Below are 19021 nucleotides of genomic sequence, written 5' to 3'. Positions count from 1 at the left end.
TCCCCCCAGAACCGTTTCCGTGCGTGAGCAAAGCCTTGCAGGATGCCACTGGGGCGCCGTGCCGCACAAGGGCTTTGCGAGAACGACGAGGCTCTTGCCGGGCCCGAGGCGCACCATGGAGGTGTGGGAGGAGGTACGCACCATGATGGAGATCAAGACGCTGGACAAGCCGGATGAGCGGCGGGACTTCCCCGGTGGTCATCTGGAGACCCTGCACCTGACGGGGCTCGACTTCGCCGTCGGCACCTTCGAGCCCGGCTGGCGCTGGCGGGAGTCGGTCCGGCCGCTGGCCGGGACCGAGAGCTGCCAGGTCCGTCACACCGGGGTCATGGTGAAGGGGCGGATGCGGCTGCGCATGGACGACGGTGCCGAGGCCGAGGTGGGGCCCGGCGATGTGTTCGTGATACCGCCCGGGCACGACGCGTGGGTGGTCGGCGACGAGCAGGTGGTGGTGTACGACACCGGCGGTGAGATGGCCGAGGTGTACGCACGCGCGGAGCGGGGCGAAGCCTGATCCGACGGGGTACGAGCCGGTCCGCGGGGTTTCGTCCGGTGGGTGCCGGTTACGCGTAGCAGCCCGGATCCGTCGGCAGGGATGAGATGAGCACCGGCTCCACACCACCGCACAAGGGCGGCCGCCCGGCCAGGGGCGGCGGCAGCGAACGCACCGACCGCATGCTGCGGACGCTGCTCCGCCGCCGCAAGAAGTCGCTCGCTTACGAGGACGTCACCGTCGTCGACCGGCCGCGGCTGCGGCGCGCGGTCACGGCGACGGCGGTCGGCAACACCATGGAGTGGTTCGACTTCGGCGTCTACGCGTACGTCGCGGTCACCCTCGGCAAGGTCTTCTTTCCGTCCAGTTCCCCGGCCGCGCAGGTGGTGTCGACGTTCGCCACCTTCGCGGTCGCCTTTTTGGTGCGTCCGCTCGGCGGGCTGGTCTTCGGGCCGCTGGGGGACCGCATCGGGCGGCGCCGGGTGCTGTCCACCACCATGATCATGATGGCGGTCAGCACCTTCGCGGTGGGGCTGCTGCCCGGCTACGGCTCGATCGGCTTCGCCGCGCCGCTGGCGCTGCTGGCGTGCCGGGTGGTGCAGGGCTTCTCGACCGGCGGTGAGTACGCGGGGGCGACCACGTACATCGCGGAGTTCGCGCCCGACCGGCGGCGCGGCTTCCTGGGCAGCTGGCTCGACTTCGGCACCTTCGTCGGCTATTCGCTCGGCTCCGGGCTGGTCACGGTGCTCACCGCCGTGCTCGGGGACGACGGCATGGTGGAGTGGGGCTGGCGGATTCCGTTCCTGGTCGCCGGGCCGCTCGGGGTGATCGGGCTGTACATGCGGCTGCGGCTGGAGGAGAGCCCGGCGTTCCAGCAGGAGGCCGAACGGGCGGCCGAGGCGGCGAAGGCCGCGGCGGCGGGCGGCGGCTCCGCGCCGGTGGAGGAGGCGCGGCAGTCCGGCAAGGGGCGGCTGAAGGAGATCTTCACCCGGCACTGGCAGGCCGTGCTGATCTGCATGGGTCTCGTGCTGCTGTACAACGTCACCAACTACATGGTGACGTCCTACCTGCCGACGTACATGACCTCCACGCTCGGCGAGGACGCCACCACCGCCCAGCTGCTGGTGCTCGCCACCATGATGGTCGTGGCGCTGACGATCACCGTGGTCGGGCGGTCCTCCGACCGCTGGGGGCGGCGGCCGATGTTCATGGCCGGGAGCGGGGCCATGATCGTGCTGGCGATCCCGGCGTTCCTGCTGATCCAGATGGGCGGCATCCTGCTGCCCGCGATCGGCTGTCTGATACTGGGGCTGCTGCTGGTCACGTTCGCGGGCACGAGCGCCGCCACGCTTCCGGCGCTGTTCCCGACCCGGCTGCGCTACGGCGCGCTGTCGATCTCGTTCAACCTCTCCGTATCGCTGTTCGGCGGGACGACGCCGCTGATCGCGTCGTCGCTGGTCGAGTCGACGGGCGATCCGCTGGTGCCCGCGTACTACCTGATGGCGGCCGGGGTGGTGGGCCTGATCTCGGCGCTGTGCCTGTACGAGACGGCCGGGAAGCCGCTGCGCGGCTCGGGCCCGATGGTGGAGACCGAGGAGGAGGCCCGTACCGCGGTGGCGGAGAGCCGCACCGAGGCCGGGCGCAGGGCGCGCGACATCTGGATCAGGGTGCGTCACCCCTGGGGACACCACCAGCAGTGAGCCGAGGGCTCCTCACGCGCGCCCCATCGCACGGGTGATCATGATCTCGATCAGCACGCGGTGCGGGTTGGGGCGGGGCTCGCGCTCGTAGCGTTCCGCGTAGCGGCGTTCGGCATCGGCGATCAGCTCGGGTTCGGTGCGCACCCGTGCGGTCCCTTCCAGGGTGGCCCACCGCTTGCCCGCCATCTGGCAGACGGCGACCCGCGCGCCGTCCGCCGACGTGCTCGCCGCCCGGACGTGGGCGACCTTGCGGCTGTGGCCGCTGGCGATGATGCGGGCGAGCCCGGCTTCGGGGTCGTAGGTGACGCCGACCGGGACGACATGCGGGGTGCCGTCGGGACGGAGGGTGGTGAGGGTGCACACGTGGCGTTCGCGCCAGAAGGCGAGGTACCCGGGGTCCGGGTTGCGAGGATCGAGGGCCATGGACGGAAACCTATGGCCAGAACGCTGGCGGTGACACAGTTGAGTGGAATAGACTCAACTTTACGCATGTTGTGCAGGGCAGGATTGTGGGCCGCCGCGCGCGATGAGGAGGAGCACAGGACGTGGACGCCGAGCTGACCAACAAGAGCCGGGCGGCGCTGAGCGCGGCCAACGACCGGGCGGTGTCGGCCGGGCACGCCGATCTGACCCCGGCCCATCTGCTGCTCGCCCTGATCCAGGGCCAGGACAACGAGAACGTCATGGATCTGCTGGTCGCCGTCGACACCGACGCGGCCTTCGTGCGGAACGGGGCCGAGCGGCTGCTCGCCGCCCTGCCCAGCGTGCAGGGCTCCACCGTGGCCCCGCCGCAGGCCAGCCGCGATCTGCAGGCCGTCCTCGTGGACGCCGCGCAGCGCGCCAAGGACCTCGGCGACGATTACATCTCCACCGAGCACCTTCTGATCGGCATCGCCGCCAAGGGCGGTCAGGCCGGGGAGCTGCTCGACCAGCAGGGGGCGAGCGCCAAGGCGCTGCTCGCCGCGTTCGAGAAGGCCAGGGGTGGACAGCGGGTGACGACTCCCGATCCGGAGGGCACGTACAAGGCGCTGGAGAAGTTCGGCACCGACTTCACCGCCGCCGCGCGCGAGGGCAAGCTCGACCCGGTCATCGGCCGGGACCAGGAGATCCGGCGCGTGGTGCAGGTGCTCTCGCGGCGTACGAAGAACAACCCGGTGCTGATCGGCGACCCGGGCGTCGGCAAGACCGCCGTGGTGGAGGGGCTCGCCCAGCGCATCGTCAAGGGCGATGTGCCGGAGAGCCTGCGCGACAAGCGGCTGGTCGCGCTCGACCTCGGCGCGATGGTCGCGGGCGCGAAGTACCGCGGCGAGTTCGAGGAGCGGCTGAAGACCGTCCTCGCCGAGATCAAGTCCAGCGACGGCCAGATCATCACCTTCATCGACGAGCTGCACACCGTGGTCGGCGCGGGCGCCGGCGGCGACTCGTCCATGGACGCGGGCAACATGCTCAAGCCGATGCTGGCCCGCGGCGAGCTGCGCATGGTCGGCGCCACCACGCTGGACGAGTACCGCGAGCGGATCGAGAAGGACGCCGCGCTGGAGCGCCGCTTCCAGCAGGTGCTGGTCGCCGAGCCGACCGTCGAGGACACCGTGGCGATCCTGCGCGGGCTCAAGGGCCGTTACGAGGCGCACCACAAGGTGCAGATCGCGGACGGCGCGCTGGTGGCCGCCGCGACCCTCTCCGACCGGTACATCACCTCCCGCTTCCTCCCCGACAAGGCCATCGACCTGGTGGACGAGGCCGCCTCCCGGCTCCGCATGGAGATCGACTCCTCCCCGGTCGAGATCGATGAGCTCCAGCGCTCCGTCGACCGGATGAAGATGGAGGAGATGGCGCTCGCCAAGGAGACCGACGAGGCCAGCAAGCTGCGGCTGGAGAAGCTGCGCCGCGACCTCGCCGACAAGGAGGAGGAGCTGCGGGGCCTGACGGCCCGCTGGGAGAAGGAGAAGCAGGGCCTCAACCGGGTCGGTGAGCTGAAGGAGAAGCTGGACGAGCTGCGCGGCCAGGCCGAGCGCGCCCAGCGCGACGGCGACTTCGGCACCGCCTCCAAGCTGCTGTACGGGGAGATCCCGGCCCTGGAGCGGGAGCTGGCCGAGGCCTCGGAGGCCGAGGAGGAGGTGCAGCGGGAGGACCGCGGCACCATGGTCAAGGAGGAGGTCGGCCCGGACGACGTGGCCGATGTGGTCGCTTCCTGGACCGGCATCCCGGCGGGGAGGCTGCTGGAGGGCGAGACCCAGAAGCTGCTGCGCATGGAGGACGAGCTGGGCAGGCGGCTGATCGGCCAGACCGAGGCCGTCCGCGCCGTCTCCGACGCCGTGCGCAGGACCCGGGCCGGGATCGCCGACCCGGACCGGCCCACCGGCTCTTTCCTCTTCCTCGGCCCCACCGGCGTCGGCAAGACCGAGCTGGCCAAGGCGCTCGCCGACTTCCTCTTCGACGACGAGCGGGCCATGGTCCGCATCGACATGAGTGAGTACGGCGAGAAGCACAGCGTCGCCCGGCTGGTCGGCGCCCCGCCCGGCTACGTCGGCTACGAGGAGGGCGGCCAGCTCACCGAGGCGGTGCGCCGCCGCCCGTACAGCGTGGTGCTGCTGGACGAGGTGGAGAAGGCCCACCCCGAGGTCTTCGACATCCTGCTCCAGGTGCTGGACGACGGACGGCTCACCGACGGCCAGGGCCGGACGGTGGACTTCCGCAACACCATCCTGGTCCTCACCTCCAACCTGGGCAGCCAGTACCTGATGGACCCGCTGCTCGGCGAGGAGGAGAAGAAGCAGAGCGTGCTGGAGACGGTGCGCACCTCCTTCAAGCCGGAGTTCCTGAACCGGCTGGACGACCTGGTGGTCTTCTCCGCGCTCAGCCAGGACGAGCTGGCCCGCATCGCCGAGCTCCAGATCGCCGCGCTCGCCCGGCGCCTCGCCGAGCGGCGGCTGACCCTGGAGGTCACCCCGGAGGCGCTGGCCTGGCTCGCCGAGGAGGGCAACGACCCGGCGTACGGGGCGCGCCCGCTGCGCCGCCTGGTGCAGACCGCGATCGGCGACCGGCTGGCCCGGGAGATCCTCTCCGGCGAGGTGCGCGACGGCGACACGGTCCGCGTCGACCGGGCCGGGGACGGCCTTCTGGTGGGCCCGGCGCGCTGAGCCGCCCGGCTCCGTCTTGATCGCGCAAAGGCCGGGCCGGGGTTGCACGGCGGGGGCCGATGTGAGGGAGGATGGCGGTATCCATACGAAGGGAAATCCACGGTGAGCATCGACCCGTCCTCGATTCCGAATTTCGGGGGCCAGCCCGAGCCCGAACCGGCGGGTCCGAGCGGCCCCGTGCTGCCCGACCAGGACCTGGTCAAGCAGCTGCTGGAGCAGATGGAGCTGAAGTACGTCGTCGACGAGGAGGGGGACCTCGCGGCGCCGTGGGAGCAGTTCCGCACCTACTTCATGTTCCGTGGTGAGGAGGAGCAGCAGGTCTTCTCCGTCCGGACGTTCTACGACCGGCCGCACGGCATCGAAGTGAAGCCGCAGCTGCTCGAGGTGATCGACGACTGGAACCGCCGCACCCTGTGGCCCAAGGTCTACAGCCACACCAATGACGACGGCACGGTCCGGTTGATCGGCGAAGCGCAGATGCTGATCGGCACCGGCGTCAGCCTGGAGCACTTCGTATCCAGCACGGTCAGCTGGGTGCGGGCTTCGATCGAGTTCGACCGCTGGCTGATCGAACAGCTCGGTCTGGAGACCGACGCCGAGTCCGGCGACGACGAGAAGCCGGGCGACGACGAGGTCTGAGCCGACCCGGTCGGCGGAGAACAGGCACCGACAGGCAAGAGGCACAGCAGGCACAAGGCACCACAGGCAACAGACGGCAGAGCCCGGTTGGCGCGTCGCCCGCAAGGACGACGGCGCCCGGCCGGGCTCTTGCCATGTCCACTTCGTGAGCAAGAAGGGTCGCAGGTGAAACAGCACGCCGGAACGGAAGCGGATCGATTACGGCAGCGCGCCGGACTGGAGCGTTGAGGACATGCTGCTTCGGCTGGCCTGGTCGACCGTGCGCCACCGGAAGGCTTCCTTCGCCGGATCCTTCGTGGCGATGGCGAGCGCCCAGGCCCTGGTGACGATGTTCGCGGTAGTTCTCGACGCGGGTGCGAGGGCGGCACCGGCGCAGGGCGGGGAAGAGGCGATGTCCTTCGCCGTACCGTTCGGCTTCATCTGCTTGTTCGTCTCCGCCTTCGCGGTGGCCGGGACCTTCTCCCTCTCCGTCCAGCAGCGCACCCGGGAAATCGCCCTGCTGCGCGCCGTCGCCGCGACCCCCGGCCAGGTGCGCCGGCTGATCGCGTACGAAGCGTTCGTGGTCGCCGCCGTGGCGGCGGTCCCGGGATGCGGTCTGGGGATCCTGCTCGCCGCCGCGCTGCGGGCCTGGATGGTCGGTCAGGGCTGGGTGCCGGACGCCTTCCCCTTGGACTTCGGCCCCTGGAGCCTGTTGATCGCGGTGGCGATCTGCTCGGTGACCGCCCAGCTCGCCGTCCGGGGCAGTGGCAGACGAGCCTCGCGGGTGCGGCCCGTGCAGGCACTGGGGGAAGCGGCGGTGCCGTCCCGGCGGGTGGGCGTGGTACGTACCTCCCTGGGGCTGGCGGTGCTGGTCGGCGGCATCTGGGGATTGTCGGCCATCGACGACTCGGGAGGGTCCGACGCCGCCAATACCGCAGCCGGCATGGTCATGGTGTTCATGATCGCGGTGGGGCTGCTCGCCCCGTGGATCGGGAAACTGGCCGGCGCGGTGTTCGGCACCGCGTGCCTGGTGCTCCTGCCGGTGACCGGATCGCTGGTCCGGGCGAACCTGACCGTGGGACACCGTCGGCTGGGCGCGGCCGTCTCCCCGCTCGCGCTCACCGTCGCCTTCGCGGCCGTCCTCCTGTTCGTACCGCAGATGAAGTGGCACGAACAGGAGCGGCAGGACCACGAGCGGCTGGTCGCCGACTATCTGGTGCGGACCACTGGGCAGGAGGACCTGCCCGACTCGGCCGCCGGTACGGTCGGTGACCTGCCGGGCGTCGCGGCGGCCATTGGCGTCCAGGGCACCCACGCGATGGTGCTGACCAGTGACGATCCCCTCGGCGAGGGCCCCGGGGGCATCGCCCAGGCGGTTACGGATGGTCCGCTGGACCAGGTGCTCGACCTGGCGGCCACCCCGGGCGGCCTCGACCGGCTCGGGCCGCACGACATCGCGCTGAGCCGGTCCCTGGCCCGCCAGGCCCACGCCGACGTGGGCGACACGGTGTGGCTGTCCCTGGACGACGACCGCACCGAACGGTCCCGGGTGGCCGCCGTCTACGCCCGCGACCTGGGCTTCGGGGATCTGGTCGTCCCGCGGCGCATGGCCGCCGCGCACCTTCTGCCCGGCGACCCGTCCATCCTGGACACGGTGTACGTACGTGCCCTGCCGGGACAGCAGCGGGAGGTGGCGGAGCGACTGGCGGCCCTGACCGAGAACCACCCGGCCTGGCAGGTCCTGGACCGCTCCGCCCACCGGGCCGAGGCCCGTCGTCAGCAGGATGCCTCGACGACCGCCACCTACCTGCTGCTGGCCGTCGTGACCGTGTTCACGTCGATCTCAGTCGTCAACACCCTGGTGATGACGACCATGGAGCGTACGGGCGAGTTCGCGTTGCTGCGGCTCGTCGGCTCGACCCGCACCCAAGTGGCCCGCATGATGCGGGCCGAGAACATCGTGACCGTCCTCGCGGCGCTGCTGGTCGGGTCGACGGTGGCGGGGATGGTCCTGGTCACGTTCAGCAAGGCCCTGACCGGCTCCCCCTACCCTTCCCTCCCCGGGCCCACCCTCGCCCTCATCGTGGGCGGTGCGGGCGTGCTCGCGCTCGTGACCGGAGTGCTGACGACCCGTATCGCCCTACGGCAACGACCGTCCACCGCCCTGCGGGACGGCGGATAGCCGCACGCCGGTCAGGTGTCGAACTCGCCCACCCGGCTCCGGTTCAGCAGATAGACGGGCAGATAGCCCGATTCGACGTCGAGCGGAAAGTCGCCGTCGAAGGCGAGGCACGCGATGGCCAGTGGGGCGATGGCCCACAGGCCGTCGACGTCCTTCTCGCGGTCCTCCGTCGCGGTCCAGTACGCCTTGTGCAGCTCAAGGGCTTCCACGAGGGATGCGTGGAAACCGTCGTGGTCCCGCTTGATGAAGCGGTAGAAGAGATCGACCGGCGGGTACGAAATGCACCGGAGCCAGTCCTGCGGGGCGATCTCGACCACGTCGGGGTGCGAGCGCTCGAACGTCGCCGAGAGTTCCTCCACCAAGGCCGACTTCTGCCCCGTCCAGTACGCCTGCAAGGCCGCGACCCAGTGGTAGAGATAGTCGTCGTGCTCGGCACCGGAAGCGCGCAGCACCTCCATCGGCACCTCGGACAGCTGGGTCAGCCGCTGCCGGTCGCGGCAGATGATGGCGAACCAGAAGGCGTCGAGCCACGCGGCGGCGTTGGCGAAGCGCCGGGGACCCATGGCCGGCAGGGTCCGCATCTCGTGGTGGATACGGCACTCCAGCGTGCCCTCGGCGGCGCTCACGACCCGGAAGACCGCCGAGCCCACCTGCATCGCGTTGACGACCGCTTCCCAGGTGTCGATGTGGGAGCCCTTGGGGTCGATCGTGGCACGGCCCATGACACACGTCTGCACCGAGTTCCACAGGGCGTCGATCATCCCTGGGCTCTGCTCCAGGGAGTCGATCTCCTCGATCGTGCTCTCGACGAGCCAGCTCGCATAGCCCTCGTCATCAGGGCCGGGAGCGCCATGGCGGGGAATGGTCACGGTCACGAGGGCTCCCTGATATCGAACTTCTGCATGGTGTAACCAGTGTACTTTCCGGGGTTGTCCTGACCCTTGACGACGACATAATCGAGGCGGCCTTCGTCGAGGGCCTTGCGCAGCTCGGTGGCCAGATGCCCTTCGCTGGGAAAGTCACGACGCCGCTTTTTCATCTCTTTGAGAATGTCCAGGAAGTATTCGCGCGAACCCTGGGAGTGCCTGACGCCGTTGACGCGACGTTCGCCCAGCGGTGTGTCGACATGGCTTTTGGCCTCGACGACGATGTACCGATCGCCTTCCTTGTAGACCTGGTCGAACTGGTCCTTTCCGTTCTTCGGCCCGTGCAGGGTCATTTCATCGGCCTTCGGGTAATGCTGAGGAATCGCATGCTCGCGCGCTATCGCCTCACCGTAGGCTTCATTTGCCTTGGTGGCTACGGCGTGCGGTTCTCTGTGCCTTTCGGCGGCCTCGTCGAGGAGGGCCTTCAACTCGTCCGTCCCGTGCAGCTTGTATGCCTTCCTGGCATCTCCGTGCGCAGTGTGGAACGGCCGGTCCGCGGTATTGGCCTGCCGACGTACGTCGGCAAGACCGTCGAGCTTCTCGCGCGTTGCGGTGCCGGCCGACTTGGGGCCCTCTTGGTGCGGAATGTCATCGAGGTATTCCGGCTTGAGTGGCGGCGCGAGATCCGACTTCGCCTTCCAGCCGCCGCCCGACACCTCGACGAGCTGCGGAGGCACGACGTTTGTCCCGTCTGCGCGATCGACGTCGATCCGGTAACCGTTCTTCTGGTAGTACTCCTTGCGGTACGCGAGGTCGTTGTTCGCGCGCTTGACCTGGTAGTCCATGATCGCCTGGCGCTCTGCGGCGGTGTACGTGTGCGGATTCCGGGGCTCGGGCACTCCGTGATCGGCCCAGGTGGTGCCGTGGGGAGGGCCGCCGATGTCGGCGCGGCCGCCGCCCTGGTGCGGGATGCCCGGGCCATTGCCGCCGCGGCTCGGCGGGGGCCCGGCGTGTCCACCGCCCGGTGTGACGTCCGCGTGCCCGCCGCCGCCTGGTGTGACGTCGGCGTGGCTGCCACCGGTCACCGCGTTGTCCGCGGCACCGGCGCCTGGGGTGTGGGCTGTACCTCCGCTGTCAGGGCTGTTGTGGCTGGCGTGCGGCATGTTGTCCGCCGAGCCGCCCACCGGGTGCGGCGCGCCGCTTCCGGGGGTGTTGCCGCCGGGCAGGTCGTCGCCTGCGCGGCCGATGTTGTCGGCGTCGTTGCCCAGGCGGATGTGGGCGGCGTTGTCGGTGGTGCGGGCGCCGGCGCCGACCAGGGCGGGCTGCTTGGCGGGGTTGGTCGGGTCGGGGGCGTTGGTGTCGGTTGCCGGGGCGGTGTTCGGGGGGTCTTCCTTGCGGGCGTTGTCGATGCTGTCGAGGACGTTGCCGTGTTCGTCGAGGAAGTTGCCGTCCGGGTCGTAGTACCGGGCGGGTTTGCCCGGGTCGGTGGGCAGCTTGGTGGTGCCTTCCGGGAGCGCGGGGACGTCGTCGGGCAGTTTGACGGTGCCGTCGGGGAGCTTGGCCGCGCCCTCGGGGATGGCGGCGCCCTCGGGGAGGTCGACGGTGCCATCGGGCAGCCTGACGGTGCCTTCGGGGAGTTTGATCGTGCCGTCGGGGAGTTTGGGGATCTCGATGGCCTGGATGCCCTTGAGGCCCTTGGCGATATCGCCGATCTTGGACAGGCCTGCGCCGACGCCTTTGCCGACGTAGGTCATGGGGTCGATGACCCGGCCCGCCTTGCCGGTGGCGGACAGGGCCTTGGCGACCGCGCCGGCTTTACCCGCGCCGGAGGCGGCTCCGCCGGCGCCGCCGGTGAAGACGGTGGTGACGACGTTGAAGGTGACGGCTCCGGCGGCTCGGCCGGGGTTCTTGCCCCATTCGTCCCAGGCGACCAGAGCCTTGCCGGTCTGCTTCATGGTGTTGCGGGAGTCGCGGAGCCAGGAGGGGAGTTTGTCGTCGGGCAGGCTCCAGAAGGCTTCCCTGGCTCCGGGGATCGCGCTGATGGCCAGGCCGGTCCCCAGCTGGGCGAGGCCTTTCCAGGCCTTGCCCATGGCGTCCCAGCCGTCGACGCCGACGAGGGTGCCCAGGCCTTTGATGGTGCCCCAGACGCCGTCGACGATGACGCCGTCCCAGACGAAGGATTTGACCCAGTGGCCGACTTCCCAGGCGTGGTGTTTTTCCTCGACCGGGTCGCCCCAGGGGAGTTTGGCGTTCTTCAGGTCATCCGCGTTGAAGCCGTACTGGTTCTTGGCCTTGGATCCGTCGCCGGCGACCATCTGGGTGCCGCCGAAGAGGGCGGTGATCTTGTTGTGGCAGGTGCGCTCGGCCGCCCAGAACGCGGCGACGGTGGCGGTGATGTCGTCGCGGAGCTGGTTGTGTTCGTCGACTTTGTCTTCGTCGTATTCCCAGTCGTCGTCGTCTTTGTTGTCGTTGACGAACTGGGTGGCGTCGGTTTTGAGCTGGGTCAGCTTGGTGACCAGGGGGCGGATCTCGGTGGCGTACTCCGACAGGGCGGTGGAGACCTTGCCCAGGTCGTCGGCGAAGGTGTCGGCTCGGTCCTTGACGGGTTTGGTGGTGGCGAAGAGCCGCTCGGCCTCGGGTGCCTTGTAGTAGGCGGACAGGCCCTGGAAGTGGGTGTGGACGTCGGCGCCGGTGTCGCGGATGTGCCCGGCGTCCCTTTTGAGGTTGCCGTGGGCTTTTTCCAGCAGTTCCAGGTTGCCGGTGTACTGCGGTATCTCTTCCGGCTTGATCATCTGACTCGTACCTCCGGCATCCCCGGGCCGGAACCCGATGCGCGCCGTGCCGCGCTGCCGGTCCTCCCCGTGCCCTCACCTGTCGTCCTCGGCCCGTCCGAGGCGCCCTGCGGCCTCGGATCCCAGACCGTCCTGTGCTCGCTCATACTCGCCCCCGTCTGCTGGTGAAGGTCCCGGTCGCATGGACCGCATCGACCGATCCATGATCATCGGTCGTGCGTCACGAGGTGGCCGGAACGGTCATTTTGTGACACAGGCATGACAGTGGTCCCCGCGTACGGATTGGTGGCGCGCCCCTTAACGGATCACAGCCGCTTGAGCCGGGCCGCCGCGTCCTTCAGGACGTCCTCGCGCTTGCAGAAGGCGAAGCGCACGAAGGGGGCGCCCTGGGCCTGGTGGTCGTAGAAGACGGCGTTCGGGACGGCCACGACGCCGCAGCGCTCGGGCAGGGAGCGGCAGAAGGCGAAGCCGTCGCTCTCGCCGAGGGGGCGGATGTCGGTGGTGATGAAGTACGTGCCCGAGGGCCGGAAGACCGTGAAGCCCGCGTCGGTGAGGCCGTCGGCCAGCAGGTCGCGCTTGGTGCGCAGATCCTCGCGGAGGGTGTGGAAGTAGGGGTCCGGGAGGCGGAGGGCCTCGGCGACCGCGTACTGGAACGGGCCCGCGGAGACAAAGGTCAGGTACTGCTTGGCGGAGCGGACGGCGGTGATCAGCTCCGGGGTGGCGGTGATCCACCCGACCTTCCAGCCGGTGTACGAGAACGTCTTGCCCGCGCTGCTGATGGTGACGGTGCGCTCGCGCATGCCGGGGAAGGTGGCGAGCGGGGTGTGGGCGGTGCCGAAGACGAGGTGTTCGTAGACCTCGTCCGTGATCACCAGCAGATCGCGCTCGACGGCGAGGGCGGCGACGGCGGCCAGCTCGTCGTGGGTGAGGACGGTGCCGGTGGGGTTGTGCGGGGTGTTGAGCAGGATGAGGCGGGTGCGGTCGGTGACCGCGGCGCGCAGCTCGTCCAGGTCGAGGCGGAAGGCGCCGTCGTGCGGGCGGAGGGTGACCGGGACGCGGGTGCCGCCCGCCATCGCGATGCACGCCGCGTACGAGTCGTAGTACGGCTCCAGCGCGATCACCTCGTCGCCCGGCTCGAGCAGGGCCAGCAGCGAGGCGGCGATGGCCTCGGTGGCGCCCGCGGTGACCAGCACCTCGGTGTCGGGGTCGTAGGACAGGCCGTAGAAGCGCCCCTGGTGCTCGGCGACGGCGGTGCGCAGCTCGGGGATGCCGGGTCCTGGCGGGTACTGGTTGCCGCGGCCGTCGCGCAGGGCGCGCACCGCGGCCTCGCGCACCTCTTCGGGGCCGTCGGTGTCGGGGAAGCCCTGGCCCAGGTTGATGGCACCGGTGCGCACGGCGAGGGCCGACATCTCGGCGAAGATCGTGGTGCCGAATGCGGCCAGTCGGCGGTTCAGCAGTGGCCTGGTCTTCATCTCTCCACCGTTCTCACGCGTGTCCCCGTCGAGCATCCAAGCCCCATCCTGTCTCATCGACGTCCCCCTTCCCACGGGGTGCGGACGGATCGAGGTGCCGCCCTTCCGGTTCGGCGGTCGGTTCCCGGAGGACGCCGGCCTTCGCTGAGATGTCACGCAGGAGTGCCTCCCGCAGGGTGTGTAGCGTCGCGATTTTGGAAACGAGGAGGCGCGCTGTGGCGTGCAAGGGCTCGGCGTCCCGACGGAAGTCGGCGCGCGTGAAACGGTCGGGCCAGGTGAGGGCCAGGGATTTCAGACGGAGGGCGGAGATCTCGCGACGGGTCTGGCCCTGCGCGAGAGCCACGATCGCGTTGCTCCGGCTCCGGAGTTCGTGGAGCAGCCACCAGCCGTCCTCGTCATCCAGGGGCCGTACAGCGACGACGCTTCTGAGGGGGGTCGCCGCTCGGCTCGACACTGCGATGTGCGCGCCGTCGGAACGGGTGCTGAGCATGAAGGTCCCCGGAGGATGTACCGCACCGTCGCGGGCCGGACCTCTCAGACGGAACCGGTGGACGTGGGGCACAGGAAGGTCGTAGAGGTCTCTGGGCGCGATCAGGTCGACGGCGAGCTCTGCGGGCGTCAGTGGTAGTGAGCTCTCGGAGCCTCTCCCCGTCTTCAGACGGGCGACCTTGGCGAGTGTTCGTGTGTCCCACGACGGCTCCGAAGCCGCCACGTCGTCGTGGAGCGCGTCAGCCAGTTCCATTGCCTTGCGCGCGGTGTGTTGGTAGAGCGAAATCATCTCCTCGATGAGGGCGAAGGTCCGGTGGTATGCGGTGACGACGTCTGGCGGAGGCAGCGGAAACAGCATGCGGTGGAGGGTGTCGAGGCTGATGGTGGGCTCGACATGTGCCGTCACGTCCTCGTCGATGCGGTCCTTCGCCGTCGGTGTCTGTAGCCAGATACGCAGCCACCGCACTATGTGTGGCTCAGCGCGGATGATGCCGATCGACCTGGTCGCCGTACATCCCGCGTGCTCGGCGGTGACCAGTGCGGAATCGCCCACCCGTCGGACGAGTACGACGGCCAGGTCGCCCTCCCTGAGGGTTGCCCGGCTGGGCGGGGATTCGCCCGGCCGACACTCATCGGCCGTGGGCGAGAGGATCCTGCCGTCCTGGACGAACGTCGAGCTGACGACTCCTGCAGTCTGATCGGCAGCCGCGTCGTCGAGGAAACCGGAAGTGGTGTAGATGTCCCTGCGGGTCCGCTCGATGGTGATGGAGGTCGTCTGCCAAGCCGCTTTACCCGAGCCAACCTGGTCGTCATTGGCTTCCATCAGATGTCCTCCAAGACGTCCAGCAGCCGGAGTTCCAGGTCGCGCATCTGGTCGAACTGATCGGCCAGTTCGAGCTTGAGCTGCTCGATCCGGCTCCGTGTGTCCCGCTCGGGGCTCGGAGGCTCCACGGCGTACGAGGTCGGCATCAGGCTGGACTCGCGGTCGGCGATCTCCTCGGTGGAGCAGCTTCGGGACCAGCCGGCTGTGTCGCTGTACGGCGAGGCGGCAGCACCGTTCTCGGAGAGGCCACGCCAGGCCGCCAGGGTCGTCAGGATCAATGCCGTGTTCTTGTCGCCCAGCCTCCTTGCTCTCGACTTCGGGACCGGTTCGAAGGCTCGCCGCGCGTTGACGAAAAGCACCTGCTGGCGACGGTCCAGGACGCCCCAGCCGGGGCGTGCGCTCTTGTCCCTGTTGAGCACCCACAGACAGGCGGAGGCTTTGGAGTGACCGAACACGCGAAGTGGCAGAGCGATCACGCACTCGACGAGATCCTCGCGCAGGAGGCGTTCGCGGAGCCTTCGGGTGACGGGCTGTCTGCTGTTGGCCACGCTGTCGCCCATCAGGAAGACGCCACGTCCGGCCGGAGCCAGCGCGTGCGCGATGTGCTGAATCCACGCGGAGTTGGCGGACCCTCGGGAGGGGGGTTCCTCCGGCCACCGGGGATCGACAGGGAGCGGGGGAGCCGACCGGCCGGCGGCCTGCTCCTCCTTGTCCTCCGGTGCCCAGTCGCGCTGGTTGAAGGGAAGGTTGGCCAGGACGATGTCGTGGCGCTCGGGTTCGGGCTCCGCGAGGCTGTCCCCCGGCGGGAAGACGTGAGCCGTGATCCCCCGAACCGCGAAGTTCATGCGGGCCACCTGCCAGGTGTGGGCGTGCTGTTCCTTCCCCTGCAAGGACATGGCCGGGTTCAGCCCGACGCGCTCGCGGACATAGCGGTGACTCTCGACGAGAAGGCCTCCTGAACCGCAGACCGGGTCCAGCACCCGGTGCCCGTCGCGGGGGACGGCCGCACCGACCATGAGACGCGCCATGTCATCCGGTGTGAAGTAGTGGCTGCCGTCTGCCTGGTCCGCCGAGAGCTCACGGAGGCACTGGTCGAGCAGGGGCCGGGCCCGCTGAATGGAGCCAATGGCCCGGACGAGAGCGTGCAGTGGTCCTTCGGAACCAGGGGGCGGAACGGGCATCGAGCTCCTCGTGCCCACGTCGGCGCCCTGTTCGTCGGTTGGGGGAAGCCAGTGGCTCAGACACTCGCTCACGGCAGCTCGGATACCCGAACCGCGCCCTGCCGGGTGACTCAGCAACCACGACCATGTCGGCACGCCGGTGCCGGGAGCGGCGTGCGCGGTCCTGCTCAGGTACAGCAGCCCGAGGACGAGGCGCGTCGCGTCGTGGGCGTTCATCAGCCGCGAGAGGTGCGTGCGGCATCGGCTCACCTTGGCGAGCATCTCGTCGAGCGAGGAGTCGCTCTCGGCCTGCACGTGTCGTCCAAGGGCGCTCATGTCACTCACGAACCCACCACACCCAGGGCGCCCATGACCACGATGAGGAGGGTCAGGGAGCCGGCGAAGGTGATCGCTCCGGTCCTGAAGGCCGCCGTGGGACGCCCTCCCTCGACGAGGGTCACGACGCTGCCGGTCAGAGCGGCGACAAGCGCCAAGAGAACCGCGATGATCACGTACATCAGCCTCAGTTGCACGTGGTTCCTTCCTGAGGTCGGGGGATCTCCCAGGGGACGAGTGAGTCGGTGATCCCTGGTTTCAGGAAGGACAGTAGAAGACGTAGGCCACGCGCTGCTGGGCGCACGCTGTTTGGGATTTCTCTAGGCGCGCGCCCGGAGTGCACGCACTTTCAGCGAGTGCACGTCGTTTGGGATTCACGACGGTGAGTCGGCGAGAGGGTGTGCCCGCACTGCCGATGGTGACGGTGCGCTCGCGCATGCCGGGGAAGGCGGTGAGCGCGGTGTGGGCGGCGCCGGGGACGAGGTGTTCGCGGACCTCGTCCGTGATCAGCAGGACACCGCGCTCGACGGCGACGCGGACATCTCGGCGAAGATCGTCGTGCCGAATTCGGCCAGCCGGCGGTTGAGCAGCGGTCGTCCCATGGGCCCATCCTCCGTCGAACCTCTGGACTTCCTCAACTCCGCTTTTGAGGGGGACAAAGCCGGGCAGGAGCCCGGCAGACACGACAGAGCGGTACCTCGCTACGGGGGCTCGCTACGGGGGATGGGAAGGAGTGAGGACCCATGGGTTTTGTCATCGTGTTCGTCGTCGTGGTCTTCGCGGTCGCGGCGGTCGCGGCGCTGAGCGCCGGTAAGGCCAGGAAGCGGTACAGCGGTCGCCGGGGGGCGTACGGGGCCGGGTCGTCCGGCGGAGCGGCCGGCGGTGGCTGGTGGCTCGGCAGTGGCGGTTCGAGCGGTGGCGGCTGCGGCGGTGGCGGAGGCCACCACGGCGGCAGCAGCTGCGGTGGCAGCAGCGGCTGCGGCGGCGGAGGGGGCTGCGGCGGCGGTGGCGGTGGCGGCGGCGGTGGCTGCGGGGGAGGGGCCTGAGCCGCCTGAGCTGCCCACCGGGGGAACCCGCCCGAGAATGCGCCCGGCGCGCCAACGTGCGCCGGGCGCACGTGTGTTGAACACTTGAACTGGGGACCGCCCTAGGGGGTGGAAACCCGGCGAAGGTGGGTAAAAACGATGTGGCGCCGACCATTTCATGATTCCGTATACCACCGCCCTACGGACCCCACGTGGGCACGAGCCGGCGTATCCGCATGCCCCTGGACCACCGCGGGGCGAGCCGGCCCACCTTTCCCCTGCGTGCTTGCGGAGCCGACCCATGCTCACGACCCTCAAGACTGCCTACACCGACACCCGCTCCGACCACCTGGCCTGGTCCCTGGGGCGGGAACCGCTCCCGGCCCTGGCCGTGCTCGACCTCCGACTTCACGGTTTCGCGGTGCAGTTGAGGCTTCTCGGGGCCTCGCACCAGGTCCTCCTCGAAGCGGAGGACGGGCGTTGTTCGGAGACCGTGGCCTGTATATCCGGCAGCAGCACCCCGCTTCCGCTGGGGGTTTCCACCCTCGTCGACGGCCGTGAGTACGAATTCGCGGCGCGCGTCGAGGAGTTGTCGCAGGGCGCGTTCGCCGGGCGGGCCCAGGAGTTACTGGCCCTGGTCGCCGACCATCCGCACGGCCTGGCGGGGACGTTCCCCGGCAGCCCGCACGCGTTCACCGCGCTGCTCGCGCAGTGGAACGAGGGCACGGTGGGGTGGCGCACCTGGCACGCCTACCCGCAGGAGGGGCGGCTGGTGACCACCCGCACCTGTCTGGGGGTGACGTCCATGCCGATGTCGCTCCGCCCTCCCGCGGATCCGGTGTCCTCCCGCTGAAATCGGGTGGGCGGATGATGCGGTGTACGGATGAGCGGCCGTCAGTGCACCCTTGTGGGTGACCAGGCGTGGGTGATTTGTAACGTAGCGTTCCGTTCGTGACCGAATCCCCGAAGTCCGCGCCGGAGCCCGACAATCCGGTGCGGCTGCCCGTACGGGCCGGGTTCGGCCGCTTCCTCATCCTCGTCACCGTCTTCGTCTGCGCCGCCTGCGGACTGGTCTACGAACTCGAACTCGTCGCCCTCGCCTCCTACTTGGTGGGCGACTCGGTCACCCAGGCGTCCGTCGTCCTGTCGGTGATGGTCTTCGCCATGGGCGTCGGCTCCCTGCTCGCCAAGTGGCTGCGCTGCCGCGCCGCGGTCGGCTTCGGCGCCGTCGAGGCGGTGCTCGCGCTCCTCGGCGGCTGCTCGGCGATGGCCCTGTACGCGTGCTTCGCGTGGTGCGGGCAGTCGCGCTCCGCGCTGGTCGGCTTCTCGTTCGCGATCGGCGTGCTCATCGGCGCCGAGGTGCCGCTGCTGATGACGCTCATCCAGCGGGTGCGGCGGCAGGACCCGGGCGGCGCGGTCGCCGATCTGTTCGCCGCCGACTATGTGGGCGCGCTGGTCGGCGGGCTCGCCTTCCCGTTCCTGCTGCTGCCCGCGTTCGGCCAGCTGACCGGCGCCCTGGTGACCGGCGCGGTCAACGCGGTGGCGGGCGGGGCGCTGGTGCTGTGGCTGTTCCGCCGGGATCTGAGCGCACGGTCCCGGTGGGCGCTGATCGTCACCAACGCCGTGGTGCTCGCCCTGCTGGCCGCGGGCGCCGTCCTCACCCCCTCCTTCGAACGGGCCGCCCGGCAGGCCGTGTACGGGCCGGAGGTGCGCGTCGCCGTGCGCACCGGGGTCCAGGAGGTGGTGCTCACCGGCGGCCGGACCCGCGGCCGCCCGCTGTCGCTGTTCCTCGACGGGCGGCTCCAGGTCAGCGGGCACGACGAGCTGCGCTACCACGAGGCGCTGATCCACCCCGCGATGGCGGCCGGACCGCACCGCCGGGTCCGTGGTGCTGGGCGGCGGCGACGGGCTCGCGGCCCGCGAGG

General features: G+C 69.8%; 14 protein-coding genes and 2 pseudogenes. 8 read left to right on the top strand and 8 right to left on the bottom strand.

The window, feature by feature from the left end; all coding sequences use genetic code 11:
• The first annotated feature begins 142 nt into the window (after nt 1-142).
• Both SSOG_RS21120 and proP read left to right on the top strand, forming a co-directional pair.
• Nucleotides 143-514, top strand: coding sequence for a cupin domain-containing protein (locus SSOG_RS21120; protein ID WP_009716269.1), 372 nt, complete (start codon nt 143-145; stop codon nt 512-514).
• Nucleotides 515-675: 161 nt separating this feature from the next.
• Nucleotides 676-2193: a glycine betaine/L-proline transporter ProP gene (proP, locus tag SSOG_RS21115; protein WP_009716268.1), complete on the top strand. Its 1518-nt coding sequence runs from the start codon at nt 676-678 to the stop codon at nt 2191-2193.
• 12 nt (nt 2194-2205) lie between these two features.
• On the opposite strand, the gene SSOG_RS21110 is transcribed toward proP, so the two are convergent.
• On the bottom strand, nt 2206-2616 hold the full coding sequence (locus SSOG_RS21110; RefSeq protein WP_039938239.1) for a pyridoxamine 5'-phosphate oxidase family protein: 411 nt from the start codon (nt 2614-2616) through the stop codon (nt 2206-2208).
• A 122-nt stretch (nt 2617-2738) separates the two neighbouring features.
• On the opposite strand from SSOG_RS21110, the gene clpB reads away from it, so the two are divergent.
• From clpB to SSOG_RS21095, 3 genes are all read left to right on the top strand, one after another.
• Nucleotides 2739-5333, top strand: a complete 2595-nt coding sequence (gene clpB, locus SSOG_RS21105) for an ATP-dependent chaperone ClpB (RefSeq protein WP_009716267.1) — start codon at nt 2739-2741, stop codon at nt 5331-5333.
• A gap of 102 nt (nt 5334-5435) precedes the next feature.
• Nucleotides 5436-5972, top strand: coding sequence for a type III secretion system chaperone family protein (locus SSOG_RS21100; RefSeq protein ID WP_009716265.1), 537 nt, complete (start codon nt 5436-5438; stop codon nt 5970-5972).
• Nucleotides 5973-6204: 232 nt separating this feature from the next.
• Nucleotides 6205-8133 (top strand): FtsX-like permease family protein, encoded by a 1929-nt coding sequence (locus tag SSOG_RS21095; protein WP_009716264.1) that lies wholly within the window; start codon nt 6205-6207, stop codon nt 8131-8133.
• Between the two features lie 11 nt (nt 8134-8144).
• Here the strand turns inward: SSOG_RS21095 and SSOG_RS21090 are convergent, their stop codons facing one another.
• The 7 genes and pseudogenes from SSOG_RS21090 to SSOG_RS56160 all read right to left on the bottom strand — a co-directional run.
• Nucleotides 8145-9008, bottom strand: coding sequence for an immunity 49 family protein (locus SSOG_RS21090; protein WP_009716263.1), 864 nt, complete (start codon nt 9006-9008; stop codon nt 8145-8147).
• Complete coding sequence (locus SSOG_RS56165; RefSeq protein WP_009716262.1) at nt 9005-11791, bottom strand: hypothetical protein; 2787 nt, start codon at nt 11789-11791, stop codon at nt 9005-9007. Before SSOG_RS56165 ends, SSOG_RS21090 begins: the two co-directional genes overlap by 4 nt.
• 305 nt (nt 11792-12096) lie before the next feature.
• Nucleotides 12097-13263 (bottom strand): pyridoxal phosphate-dependent aminotransferase, encoded by a 1167-nt coding sequence (locus tag SSOG_RS21080; RefSeq protein WP_039941462.1) that lies wholly within the window; start codon nt 13261-13263, stop codon nt 12097-12099.
• A gap of 13 nt (nt 13264-13276) precedes the next feature.
• Nucleotides 13277-14575, bottom strand: coding sequence for a restriction endonuclease subunit S domain-containing protein (locus SSOG_RS21075; protein ID WP_009716260.1), 1299 nt, complete (start codon nt 14573-14575; stop codon nt 13277-13279).
• Nucleotides 14575-15756, bottom strand: a complete 1182-nt coding sequence (locus tag SSOG_RS21070) for an N-6 DNA methylase (protein ID WP_009716259.1) — start codon at nt 15754-15756, stop codon at nt 14575-14577. The genes SSOG_RS21075 and SSOG_RS21070 overlap by 1 nt, the downstream gene beginning before the upstream one ends.
• A gap of 320 nt (nt 15757-16076) precedes the next feature.
• The gene (locus tag SSOG_RS21065; RefSeq protein ID WP_009716258.1) at nt 16077-16268 is read right to left on the bottom strand and encodes a hypothetical protein; all 192 of its coding nucleotides are present in this window, start codon (nt 16266-16268) and stop codon (nt 16077-16079) included.
• A gap of 205 nt (nt 16269-16473) precedes the next feature.
• Nucleotides 16474-16605: pseudogene (locus SSOG_RS56160) on the bottom strand (aminotransferase); the annotation flags it as partial.
• Nucleotides 16606-16814: 209 nt separating this feature from the next.
• Between SSOG_RS56160 and SSOG_RS54870 the strand changes: the two are divergent.
• The 3 genes and pseudogenes from SSOG_RS54870 to SSOG_RS53750 all read left to right on the top strand — a co-directional run.
• A complete protein-coding gene (locus SSOG_RS54870; RefSeq protein ID WP_039938235.1) occupies nt 16815-17117 on the top strand; it encodes a hypothetical protein in 303 nt (100 codons plus the stop codon).
• A gap of 280 nt (nt 17118-17397) precedes the next feature.
• On the top strand, nt 17398-17949 hold the full coding sequence (locus SSOG_RS21055) for a DUF2617 family protein (protein ID WP_009716257.1): 552 nt from the start codon (nt 17398-17400) through the stop codon (nt 17947-17949).
• 98 nt (nt 17950-18047) lie between these two features.
• Nucleotides 18048-19021, top strand: a pseudogene (locus tag SSOG_RS53750) (spermidine synthase); the annotation flags it as partial.

The sequence above is a fragment of the Streptomyces himastatinicus ATCC 53653 genome, from assembly GCF_000158915.1.
Taxonomy (GTDB): Bacteria; Actinomycetota; Actinomycetes; order Streptomycetales; family Streptomycetaceae; genus Streptomyces; species Streptomyces himastatinicus.
Note: the sequence above shows the minus strand (reverse complement) of the source record. Positions and strands in the feature narration are given on the sequence as shown.